Below are 10267 nucleotides of genomic sequence, written 5' to 3' on the forward strand. Positions count from 1 at the left end.
ATGTCTCCAGTTCCGTGGATGGATGCTGGCAGGCAAGGGCGGCCCCGGACTTTGGCGAGACGGGGGCCGCCCTGTTGATGCGGATCAGGGTCGGGAACGCACCCTGGAAGGGTGCTTGCGGATGTCGTGGTCTGTCGTAGATGACTCTGAGCGCGCGCAATGGACGCTGACGCCGTTCGAAAGGGTCGGTCCGCTTCAGTTCGGCATGAGCCTCGAAGCAGTGGCCACGGCGATGGAGGCAGAGGGCTTCGTAGGCAAGAAAGTCCAGATGTCCCGATCCGGTGCCCTGGTGGGACGGACCTGCTTCCACCCGAAGGGTGAGCCCTCTCATGTGCATGCCGTCACGGCCTATACCCGGCAGTCTGGCGCGCTGGCAGCCGTTGCGGTCGACGCACTACAGGGGCCACAGGTCACCATCGACGGGATGCGCCTGATCGGTCAGGTGCCATCTCAGCTTGAAGACCGTTTCTTCGAGTACACCAAGGCACACGGACTGGAGTTCCGGATCTCCGTCGGAGGCGAACCGATGTCGGAAGAACTCGGCCTGATGGTCCGGGCCCAGCGTGCCCGCGACATCCTTCTGACACGGGTCTTCTTCACAGGAAACTTCGACGACTGGGCTTTCACCGTGCACGATTCCGTTCCGGGACCGGAGTGGGACACCCGGTGATCCCAGCCCACGGCAGCCGTCGCGGCACGCTTCGGTCAGCCGTGGAAGTGGCTGCGTTTGATGACGGCTTTGCGGATGTTGACCGTGCTGCCCGTACCACCGCTGATCGCACGGGCCGGGGCGCGCAGGGCAAGGACGATGACGGCGACCCAGACGAGTGCTCCGCCGCTGATTCCGGCCGCGGCGCTGAGGACCTCGCCCACGCCGTAGCCGACGCCGGCCGCGAGGGCGCCGCCTCCGAGTCCCGCGCCCAGGAAGCGTTGGGCGACGGGGTCCAGGAGCGGGAGCGGGGTCAGGTCGCGCGGCTCGGGGGCGAGGATCGGGGCGGGGGCGAGGTGTTTGGGCATGGGGACCATGCGCCCGTAGGCGTCGGGTACCCACACCACCGGCCCGCGTTCGGCGGCCAGTTCCACGGCCGCTGGGGTGGGCGCGTACAGGGTCAGCGGGTCGTGTGCCGGGGCGGCCGGGAGGTTCGGCCGCAGGGCGGGCGTGTGCTCGTTCACGGCGGGTCTCCTCAGTTGCCGAGGGCGGTCAGGGCGTCGGCGGACGCCTGCACGAGGTTGTGGATGGGCTCGTACGCGCCGGTCCCGGCGACGAAGAAGCCGAACAGGAACAGCACCAGGGCGGAGCCGCCACCGGCGGAACGGGTCTTGACGGCGAGGGCGGACGCGGCGCCGAACAGCAGCACGGCGGAGATGTTCAGGATCATCGGGTGCCTTCCGGGGTCAGTCGGCGGTGCCGGCGCGGTAGATGCGGGCCCAGCGGTTGTAGAGCCAGCGGCCGGCGCGTATGCGCTTGCCGGTGGCCTTGCAGCGGCGGCAGTCCTTGCCGCGCTTGAGGCGTCCCTTGCGGTCGGTCTTGAGGGCGTGGCCCATGCCGCGGCACTTGCGGCAGTTGCCGAACGGCGAGCCAGCGCACACAGCGACGTAACAGAACGTGACGCCGAACAGGAGGGTGATAGCGAGCAGGGCAGGGGGCATGAGGGCCCTTCCAGGCGGTTTCCAGGGATTTCCGCAGGTGAGCCGCTATCCGCTAGCGGCCTGATCACAGCAGCTTTGGGGCGCTAGCGGGGCCGCTAACGTTAGCGGGGTGTGCCGCTATCGCTAGCGGCCCCGAACGCTCAGCCCACGTCCCGCTTTCCGTCACGCTCCGAAATCACAGCCGTGATGTGGGAGCGGTCGATGCCCCGCCGGTTGACGACCTTGCCGTTCACCCGGCGCCCCACCTGGATCGTGGCCACGCCGTGCGGCTTGAGCGCCGCGGCGAGCCCTTCGGGGTCCCACCCGTCGTAGACCTCCGGCCGCAGCTCCCCGAGCCGCGCCACGACGGTCTCGGACCACACCTTGGCCTCTTTGGCGGGGACCACGGCGAGGACGTCGGAGAGCAGGTCGTAGGCCGGGCCGGTGACAGCCTCGGGTGCCTCGCCGAGCGCGTAACCGGACAGGAGTCCGGCCTTCTCGCGGACCTTGCGGGCACGGGCGGCGATGACGTCCGCACCGGGGCCGTCGACGTAGACGGAGGCAACGATCCGGGCGTCGGAGCCCTCACCGATGAAGTAGTGAATTCCCTTGTCACCCCAGGCGAACATCGTCGCCCGGATGCCCCGCTTGTACGCCGACGTGCCCAGCACCATGTCGTTCTCGGTCTGCCCCATCACCTTCAGGCACCACCGGGCCGAAGCGTTCGCGGAGATCCCGGTGGGCAGCGACTTCGCGTCGGGACGCTGGGTTGCCGCCAAGAACACAATCCCAGTCGCGGGACCGCGCTTGACCAGGTCGGTTGCGATCTCCTCGAACTCCTTGCCGTGGTCGGGGTGTTCGAACAGCACCTGGCACTCGTCCACTGCGATCACGATGGGGTGCAGCCCGAGCGAGCGCTTGTCGGCAAGAGTGCTGGTCACCTTGTTCTCCGGGCAGATGTCCCGCGGCAGAGCACGGATCACCTTCACACGCCGGCGCAGTTCCTCGCGCACCGCCCGCCAGTCGGCGAGCGCGTAGGCGATGCTCTCGTCGTCATCCCCCGCCGCGTGCCGGTGCGAGACGGCGTTGCCGACCGGGTCGAGGTCGCCGGTGCCCTTCATGTCGTAGGTGTGCAGCTCCGCCCGCGGGTCCAGAGCCGCGATCAGCAGCAGGAGACGCAGCAGGAACGTCTTGCCCATGCGAGGGATCGCGCCGATCACTCCGGCGATGTACATCAGCGTCACGTCGACCCAGCGTCCGCGCTGGTCAGTGCCGTAGGCGACGGGCTTGAACAGGTCCACCGTGCCCGCCTTGGCCAGCGGCCACGCGGGCTTCTTCGCCTTGTTCATGTCCTGGTCGCCGACCCACAGCACGAGGTGCCCGGTGTGCTCGTCCGGCACCGCTTCGGGCCAAACGCAGCCCAGCGGCCGGCGCAGACCGGACGCGAGCCGGTCCCGGCGCTCGATCACGTCCGTGACGGTCACGCCGTAGGGGAGGTTGCCCTCCGCCCGCCACCCCGGACCATCCCGAGTGATCGGTGCGGTGAACTCGAACCCGTCACGCCCCTTGCCCTGCGCCTGATTGATCGCGGGGATGCCGAGTGAGCCGAGCGCGCGCAGCACGATGTCACTGGTGAGCTTGACCGCCTTGGGCAGTTCCACCGCGCGGTGGACGACCGGAGCATCCGCGCGGCGGCCGGCGCCCCCGAGCGCCATCACGACCGCACCGACCGACACGGCCTGAAGCCAGTCAGGGACGAGGACGTAGAGGGCGAGCGCGGAGCCGAGCCCGACGAACATGGCCAGCACAGCGACCAGAGTCCGCAGGCGCACGCGTCCATCGCGCTGCCGCGACAGCTTCAGGTACTCCGCGGCATCCTCACGCCGGACCGCGGCGAGCCGGACGGGCTCACCCTCGCGGTCAGCCACCCACCGCACCACTCCCCCGACGAACCGGGCCGCGCCCGTCGGTGCCTGGAAGGCGAGACGGCCGGCGTAGACCGGGGTGCGGAGCGCGTGATAGCCGAGGGAGTGGGCGTAGTGGCGGGCCACCCATCCACTCGCGGTCTTCAGCTCCGCGAGGGACTTGAGCCAGACCGGTACGACCGACCGTCGGCGGGCGCCTTGCAGTCGGCCGAGATAGCCCGGACCGGTCGCCTTCACGGCTTGGTCAACCACGATGCGAGCGGTCGGGTCGCCTGACGCGACGCGGAACGGGTCGAGGTCTCCGCTGCCCTGCGAGTCGGTCACGTACACCGTGGCGTCGGCCGACTCGGTCGGGTCGGAGTCGGGCGACTCCGTCCGGGCGGATCGGGCCTTGTCGAGGTCGACTACCTCTCCCCCGGAGTCGGCGGCCAGGTCGGCTTCGAGTCGGTTGAAGAGTTCGTTCTCGTCGTCGGGGTGCTTCACTGAAAGTCCTTCCAAGGGAGGAAAGGCAGGGTCCGGCCGTCGCTGTAGGAGGTGGGCGGACGGACCCCGCCGGATCGTGATGCAGGGGAAGTTCAGGCGGCGCGCTGTTCCTCGGGGTAGGCGCAGGGCACGCACACCCCGAGCGAGGTCGGGATGACGTAACCGGCGTCCATGGCGCAGGCCGGGCAGGTACGGCGCGCCCGCATCGCGTTAGCGAGCGCGGCCCGCTTGCCCGGCGTCATCGGACGGACCGGCTTGGCGCAGTCGACGCGGTAGAGGTAGGCGAGCAGCGGACCGCGTCGGTAGCGCGGTCGCATGAGCTGCGCCGCTATCGACTGACCACCCGGACGCAGCCCGCGGGCGCGCAGTTGACGACGCGTGGCGAGCCCGTCAGGGGCGTAGCGCCACGGGTAGGTAGGGATGCCGAACTGCGCGCCGGTCGGGTCGTAACACTTGCCAAACGACCCAGACATCAGGCCGCCACCCCAACGATCGGGGCGTCCTTGCGGGCGCCAGTTCGGCCGGCGCGGCGCCCGGCGACGGTGGCGAACAGTCGGCCCAGTCCCGCACGTCGGGTTCCGGCACGGCCCTGCTTGGCCGCGTACATGGCCTCATCCGCCCGCCTCAGCAGTCCGGACAGGTCATCGGCGGGGAAGTCCGCGGCGCGCACCCAGCCGAGCGAGACCGTGGTGCGGGCGCTCGGGTCCTGGCCGTCGATCGGCCGGGCGAGCACGCCGTGCAGCACGGCGAGCAGATCCCCGGCGGTGCCGTGGTCGTCGATGAGCACAGCGGCGAACTCATCGCCCCCGAGCCGTCCGGCGACCCCGGACGCACCGACGTGGTGGGCGAGTCGGTCGGCAGTCGCCTTCAACAGCGCGTCTCCGACCGCGTGCCCGAAGGTGTCGTTGACGTGCTTGAACTTGTCGACGTCGGCCAGCACCACGACCGCGTGCGGGTCGCGCAGCAGGCGGCGGGCCCGGCGGGTGAATGCGTCCCGTGTCCACAGTCCGGTGAGTGGGTCGCGGCGGGCCGTTGTCAGCCGGCCGTGCAGCCACCGGACATGCACCGTCCAGCCGAGGACGGGCAGCAGGGCGGGTATGAGGGCGGCGAGGGTGTTCATGCCGCGACCCGCTTCCACGCGGCCCGGAGGCGGACCTCGGAGGCGGAGTGGCCGGCCGCGCGGAAGCGGGTCGCCATCTCGCGGTAGGACAGCGCGGGAACGCGGCTGGTACGGATCTCTTCAACGACCGCGTCAAGTTCGGCGTCGGTAAGAGCGGGCCCGGATTCCAGGGCGGTCAGTGGCTCTGTGGGTCCCCAGATGGGGAGCTCCCAGCGGGGTGTGACGTCGGGCGTGACGCGGGTCGTCACGCTGGTCAGTGCCCTGCCTGTGTCCTCACCGGTCCGGACCGCTTCCAGCGTGGACCATGCCGTAGAGAGCCGTTTGGCGGTGGTGGCCTGGACGCGGGCGACGCGCGCGCCGGCCTGTGTCACGGCCGTCAGCCGGGTCTCCTCCGTCGTGGCTTCCGCCCGCAGCCGTGCACGCGCCACGGCCGCTTCGTCGCGCGCTTCCTGCTGGATGCCGCGGATCGCTCCGAGTGCCTTCGGGGTGAGTGCGGTCCGCTCCCACAGCCCGTGCACCAGCCACATCGCCTTCGCCGCGAGCGGCAGCCACGCCACCGCCAGCCACGCGCCCCTGTCTGCCTCGGCGGTCAGGGCGTGGGCGACCAGGACGCCGGTGGCGAGCAGACCGAACGACCAGCCAACCGCCGTCACGGCGTCGGAGTGGTCGCCCTGCGCGGCCAGGCGCCGTTCGTAGGCGAGGGTGGCCAGCCAGCCCCCGTCGATACCGAGACCGACCACGAATGCGACCGGCCACGGCATCGCCGAGCCCAGCCACATCACGACCACGGCCAGGGTGAGGACCAGGGACACCGCCGTCACCGCGACGGCGGGTAAAGCGGTCGGGCGGGCCATCACGCCACCCCCGCGGGCATCCGCACGCCGGCGGGCACCTGGGTGTAGCCGGTCAGCTCGATGTCCGCACCGCCGTACCTCGTCTGCGCGTTCAGCACGCCGGTACGGCTGTTGCACTGCACGTGGAAGTCGACCGCGTCCGGGGCGATACCGAGCGCTGCCCGCCACGCCTCGAATGCGGCGAATCCGTCGTCGTGCAGCGACAGGGCCACCCGGTCCGGATAAATGGCGGTCACGTGAACCACCGGGGCCGGGAGCTCCGGGAAGTCGGCCGACAGCAGTCGGAGCGCCCGCAGCGGCGCCGCCAGCGCGTCCAGCGTGGGGATCGTGCTCATGCCGCACCCCCCGCCAGGGACGTGCCGGCCGTGCGGTTGGTCAACTTGACCCGTTCGGCGAGCACCCGGGCCAGGGCCCGGCGCACCCGCCGGGCGTCGACGTCGTTCGGGGCGTGGTCCATGGCCGTGATCTGGACGTCGACCAGGTCGACGTCCGCCAGGATCAGAGGCATCTCGGCTTCGATCGCGGACAGTTCCGCGTCGGTCGGTTCCATCCAGTCGGCGAATGCCGTGATGGCGTCCTGAACAGTAATCTCGTTCATTGGGTCGTGAACTCCCTTGCAGGTGGTACGGCCCGAAAGCGGCTCCGGTGTTCCAGCACCGGAGCCGCGCGCCGTCTCGTGGGGTGGTTGTCAGTTGCTGTTGCGGTCGCCGGTGTAGCCGTAGGTGGCCTTCAGCTCCGCCGCGACGTCCTTGCACTCGCCGGACACCATGCGGTCGTAGACCTGCTGGCCCTTCTGTACGTTCTCCGGGCTGGTCAGGTCGGTCGACTGCTGTGACTTCTGGTCGAACATGCGGGACTCCTGACATGTCGTCGGGGTGAGCCCGGCCGGAAGGTCCCGGCCCCGGATCCCTGCCGCCCCGCCCGTCCGAACCATGAGGCCCGGACGGGCGGGGGAGGTAACCGGCCGCAGTGAGCTGCGGTGGCAGAGACCGGCTTCACCGGACCCGCCCTTGCGGGGCGGATCCGGTCCCGAGCCGGTAATCGGGCGCGTCATCGTCACTGCTCTGACGCCAGCAGGGCGGCGCACACCAGGTGGCAGACCCAAGGGCTGACTTCCCGTGAGGAAGGGATGATCCCGAGAGCTGTTCTCCAGAGCCGATGCGCGGGGAAGTGACCGCCAGCGGCCATCACCCGGGCCGTTGCGGGGGCAGGGATCCGTACCCCGCCAAATCGTCACACTGTTGAGTTCTCAACCAACAGACACTGCCTTTGAACCCGTTTCACGAGGCTCTCCGGGTGTTCCCGATGCAATACCTGTTTTACAGGTATTGCACTGGATTCCGTCAAGTACATCGACGGAACCTCTTGGCTTTGCGCCGGGGACTTGCTGGCGCACCATCAGCATCGGTGCAGCTCAAGGGAGTTGGTGACACCGTGCATGGACAGCTCGGGTAGATCTGGCTACCGTCAAGAGCTCCCTAGAAGTCCCATCGGGAGTGCAGATGTCCAATGAGCGCTTACGGTCCGCTCTCCTGGCGCGAGGCATGAGCGTCCAGGACCTGGCGGAAGCGATCGAGGTCAACCCGAAGACCGTCGAGCGCTGGATCACTCAGGGCAAAGTGCCCTATCGGCGTCACCAATACGCGACAGCCTCGGCGCTCAAGGTTGACGTGACCACGTTGTGGGACGACAGTCGCACCGTCGACAGCGCGATGGACCTGAGCAAGGCGGAGATCGTCGCGGTCTACCCGCATCGGCACACGGTGCCCGCTGCACTCTGGCGCGAGATCTACGCGCGGGCGGAGAACCACCTGGACGTACTCGTCTACTCCGGGCTGTTCCTGTCCGAAGATCCCGTATTTCACGACATCTTGAAGGCAAAGGTGGCTGGGACCACCCAGGTGCGAATCCTGCTGGGGAACCCGGGCAGTGACGCGGTCCGGCAACGCGGCATAGACGAAGGGCACCGGATCATGGACGGCAAGATCCGCAATGCCCTACTGAACTACCGCCCACTCTTCGAGAGCCACCCAGATATCGGCTTCCGACTGCACGATTCGACGCTCTACAACTCCATCTACCGGTCCGATGACGAGATGCTCGTGAACCCGCACGTCTACGGCATCGGGGCCTACCTGGCGCCGGTCCTCCACCTGCGTCGCATGCCGGGCGGCGGCCTGTTCAACACGTACGCGAATAGCATCGAACAGACTTGGGGCGGCGCTCGCCCCATCACGGACCGCGACATCACGGGAGCTTGAACATGGGACGGATTGACTACCTGCACGACCCCGACGCCCCGCCGGCCAATTCGGTAGTGCCCTCGGTGGTGGCGTTCGTCCAGAACGACGCGAGGGAAGTACTGATGATCCAGCGATCCGACAACGGCCGTTGGGCGCTGCCTGGTGGCGGCCACGATGTGGGGGAGTCCATCAGCGACACCGTCGTGCGCGAGGTCTGGGAAGAGACGGGCATTAAGGCTGAAGTCCTCGACATCTCGGGGATCTACACCGATCCCGGGCACGTGATGCGATACGACGACGGCGAGGTCCGCCAACAGTTCAGCATCTGCTTCCGCGCGCGACCCTTCGGCGGCGAGGTGCGTACCAGTAACGAGACGACACAGGTCCGCTGGGTTGCCCCCGCGGACCTGTCGACACTGGACGTGCACCCCACCATGCGGCTCCGGATCGAGCACGCGATGGACCGTACGAGGACGACTCCCTACATCGGCTGAGGCTTGGCGGCCGCGACCCGTTCGAGGACGCGGGCCGTACTCGCGAGGATCTCGGGCTCGGCGCGGCGGATGAAGGTACCGATCAAACTGTCCGGCCCGTAGCGTCCGGTGATTTCGTTGATCCGGTCCACGGGATTCGTCGGTGTTCCGTCCGGCGTGGTGTTCATGTCGCAGTAGCAGAGGGCGTCATTGAGGTGCGCGTTCTCGCGGGGGAACTCGCCCTCCAACTCCTCGCGCAGGCCGCGCGCTTCGGCCTCCATCCACGCGCAGGAGTGGTGCGCGACCAGGTGAACGACCCGTTCGTCGGCGTTCGCAACGTCGCGCAAGTACCGGGCGCCATCGAGCGGGTGGAACCCGGTCTTGGCAAGGTCGGGCGCGTAGCCGATGTCGTGAAGGACAGCCGCAGCTTCCAGCAGTTCGGCGTCTTCCCCAAGGATGAGCGCGATTGTGCGTGCTCGCTCAGCAACGCCCAAGCAGTGCTGCCACCGTCGGGGCAGCACCTCAGCGAGCAGTGATTCCGCGAGGGGGTAGGCCCACTCCGTCAGCTCCGACAAGCTACGAACGCTCCTCTCGAATCGGCACGGCACGGACCGTCCGCACCTTGCCTTGCCCCCCGCCCGCCAGTACGCCGGCGGCCTCCAACTTGTCGAGAGCCTTCGTCGCCGTGGGACGCGAGACTCCGAACCTCGCAGCCAGTGCAGAGGCGCTCGGGAAGGCTGCCCCGACCTCAAGACCCTCATCCGCGACGATGTCGCGGAACTGCTCTTCCAGCGGCCGTCGGGAGGATCGCTGCCCTTCGCGCATCACTCGCCAGCGCCCCCCAGGAACCGGTTCCGCGACCCCATCCCTCTGAAGGACGCCGAAGGCACGCAGCGCGACTCCGCGCGAGACGTCGAAGTCGCGCATCAGGTCCGCGGCTGACGGAAGCTCCGTCAGCTCCGGGTCGTCCGCGATCTGGGCCTTCATCACGTCCGCGACCTTGAGGAAAGTTCCCCGAGGACTGGCATGCTCCGACACCCGCTCTCCCCCTGCCTTGTCTGTCCGTCGTCAAGCTCAAGCTTCCCACGCTGGAGGTACTCAGCCATGGGAGTCGGGCCGGAGGGGCAGGGGAGACCAGTCGTAGCCACAGGGCGACCGCGGTTCGGCCACTGACGTAAAAGTTTCCCCGCGCCGTCAAGGCCCGCGCACGGCGCGGGCGCGCCGCCCCTGCGGCCCGGCCTGCCTCCTGCCTTTACCCCAGCTGGCCGCGCCCGGCGGCGCGCTGGATGCATGCGGGCGGGGGCTGGGACGATCGGTTCCACGGCTTTAAGAAGGTGTTGCACCCAAGCCTAAATACAGTCGAGACAGACAGTCGGTTGCCTCCCGGCTCGCGGCCTGGGCCTCCTTCCGCCGCCCCATCTCACCCAGCCGAGCGGACAGGGTGTTGAGGGACGCGGCGAGCTGGGGCAGGTGGACGTCCGGATTGGCCAGCACGAGCTCGCGGTAGTGACCGACCGCTTCCCGGCCCACGGCCACAGCT

The 10267-nt window shown here is 68.9% G+C and carries 16 protein-coding genes; 3 read left to right on the forward strand and 13 right to left on the reverse strand.

Features of this window, described 5'->3' with window-relative positions:
• Window positions 1-22 precede the first annotated feature (22 nt).
• Window positions 23-670, forward strand: a complete 648-nt coding sequence (locus ACIQ7M_RS26965) for a hypothetical protein (protein ID WP_403648889.1) — start codon at window positions 23-25, stop codon at window positions 668-670.
• A 35-nt stretch (window positions 671-705) separates the two neighbouring features.
• Here ACIQ7M_RS26965 and ACIQ7M_RS26970 read toward each other — a convergent pair whose 3' ends face one another.
• The 10 genes from ACIQ7M_RS26970 to ACIQ7M_RS27015 all read right to left on the reverse strand — a co-directional run bounded on the left by ACIQ7M_RS26970 (window position 706) and on the right by ACIQ7M_RS27015 (window position 6861).
• A complete protein-coding gene (locus ACIQ7M_RS26970) occupies window positions 706-1173 on the reverse strand; it encodes a hypothetical protein (RefSeq protein WP_403648892.1) in 468 nt (155 codons plus the stop codon).
• Between the two features lie 11 nt (window positions 1174-1184).
• Window positions 1185-1379: a hypothetical protein gene (locus tag ACIQ7M_RS26975; RefSeq protein ID WP_403648895.1), complete on the reverse strand. Its 195-nt coding sequence runs from the start codon at window positions 1377-1379 to the stop codon at window positions 1185-1187.
• Between the two features lie 16 nt (window positions 1380-1395).
• Window positions 1396-1650, reverse strand: a complete 255-nt coding sequence (locus tag ACIQ7M_RS26980; protein WP_328554309.1) for a hypothetical protein — start codon at window positions 1648-1650, stop codon at window positions 1396-1398.
• A 140-nt stretch (window positions 1651-1790) separates the two neighbouring features.
• Complete coding sequence (locus ACIQ7M_RS26985) at window positions 1791-4037, reverse strand: cell division protein FtsK (protein WP_403648898.1); 2247 nt, start codon at window positions 4035-4037, stop codon at window positions 1791-1793.
• A 92-nt stretch (window positions 4038-4129) separates the two neighbouring features.
• Window positions 4130-4510 (reverse strand): RRQRL motif-containing zinc-binding protein, encoded by a 381-nt coding sequence (locus tag ACIQ7M_RS26990; RefSeq protein ID WP_403648901.1) that lies wholly within the window; start codon window positions 4508-4510, stop codon window positions 4130-4132.
• A complete protein-coding gene (locus tag ACIQ7M_RS26995; protein WP_403648904.1) occupies window positions 4510-5157 on the reverse strand; it encodes a GGDEF domain-containing protein in 648 nt (215 codons plus the stop codon). The genes ACIQ7M_RS26990 and ACIQ7M_RS26995 overlap by 1 nt, the downstream gene beginning before the upstream one ends.
• Window positions 5154-6011, reverse strand: coding sequence for a protein spdB (locus tag ACIQ7M_RS27000; RefSeq protein WP_403648907.1), 858 nt, complete (start codon window positions 6009-6011; stop codon window positions 5154-5156). The genes ACIQ7M_RS26995 and ACIQ7M_RS27000 overlap by 4 nt, the downstream gene beginning before the upstream one ends.
• Window positions 6011-6346: a hypothetical protein gene (locus ACIQ7M_RS27005; RefSeq protein WP_403648910.1), complete on the reverse strand. Its 336-nt coding sequence runs from the start codon at window positions 6344-6346 to the stop codon at window positions 6011-6013. Before ACIQ7M_RS27005 ends, ACIQ7M_RS27000 begins: the two co-directional genes overlap by 1 nt.
• Window positions 6343-6609 (reverse strand): DUF6284 family protein, encoded by a 267-nt coding sequence (locus ACIQ7M_RS27010; RefSeq protein ID WP_403648913.1) that lies wholly within the window; start codon window positions 6607-6609, stop codon window positions 6343-6345. Before ACIQ7M_RS27010 ends, ACIQ7M_RS27005 begins: the two co-directional genes overlap by 4 nt.
• Window positions 6610-6699: 90 nt before the next feature.
• On the reverse strand, window positions 6700-6861 hold the full coding sequence (locus ACIQ7M_RS27015; protein WP_403648916.1) for a hypothetical protein: 162 nt from the start codon (window positions 6859-6861) through the stop codon (window positions 6700-6702).
• A 694-nt stretch (window positions 6862-7555) separates the two neighbouring features.
• On the opposite strand from ACIQ7M_RS27015, the gene ACIQ7M_RS27020 reads away from it, so the two are divergent.
• Window positions 7556-8272 carry an XRE family transcriptional regulator gene (locus tag ACIQ7M_RS27020; protein WP_403648919.1) on the forward strand — a complete coding sequence of 239 codons (717 nt, stop codon included), beginning with the start codon at window positions 7556-7558 and terminating at the stop codon, window positions 8270-8272.
• A gap of 2 nt (window positions 8273-8274) precedes the next feature.
• Window positions 8275-8748 carry an NUDIX domain-containing protein gene (locus ACIQ7M_RS27025; protein WP_403648922.1) on the forward strand — a complete coding sequence of 158 codons (474 nt, stop codon included), beginning with the start codon at window positions 8275-8277 and terminating at the stop codon, window positions 8746-8748.
• Here the strand turns inward: ACIQ7M_RS27025 and ACIQ7M_RS27030 are convergent.
• The 3 genes from ACIQ7M_RS27030 to ACIQ7M_RS27040 all read right to left on the reverse strand — a co-directional run.
• Window positions 8736-9302 carry an HD domain-containing protein gene (locus tag ACIQ7M_RS27030; RefSeq protein WP_403648925.1) on the reverse strand — a complete coding sequence of 189 codons (567 nt, stop codon included), beginning with the start codon at window positions 9300-9302 and terminating at the stop codon, window positions 8736-8738. The two genes, ACIQ7M_RS27025 and ACIQ7M_RS27030, sit on opposite strands and share 13 nt — an antisense overlap.
• A gap of 1 nt (window position 9303) precedes the next feature.
• On the reverse strand, window positions 9304-9765 hold the full coding sequence (locus tag ACIQ7M_RS27035; protein ID WP_403648928.1) for a GntR family transcriptional regulator: 462 nt from the start codon (window positions 9763-9765) through the stop codon (window positions 9304-9306).
• Between the two features lie 288 nt (window positions 9766-10053).
• A partial coding sequence (locus ACIQ7M_RS27040) for a hypothetical protein (protein WP_403648931.1) occupies window positions 10054-10267 on the reverse strand: 214 nt, incomplete at its 5' end.

The organism is Streptomyces sp. NPDC096324 (assembly GCF_044763015.1).
Taxonomy (GTDB): Bacteria; Actinomycetota; Actinomycetes; order Streptomycetales; family Streptomycetaceae; genus Streptomyces.